We start from the raw sequence: 272 nt of genomic DNA on the forward strand, positions 1-272 counted from the left end.
GGGCAGGGCTGATCGACTGATCTGACCGGTTCTGGCAAAGTGTCAGGCCGGCAATCGGCGAAAAACTGTTAAGGCCATCGTGTTCCGGATGACAATCTGGATGCGATGGCCTTTTTGTACAGGCAGTTAGAAGAATTTGTTGCTAATCTACTCTAAGGTCTATACTCAACGTCCGGCGTTGGTATTTTGATTGATTGAATTTTGAACGGAATCGGCAATGAAGTTGCTCTGGACCTTAATGGTGGTTGTGATTCTCCTGCTGCAGGTGCGCC

Origin of the sequence: Marinobacter sp. UBA2498 (assembly GCF_002341575.1) — a bacterium.
In the GTDB taxonomy this organism is placed as follows: Bacteria; Pseudomonadota; Gammaproteobacteria; order Pseudomonadales; family Oleiphilaceae; genus Marinobacter; species Marinobacter manganoxydans.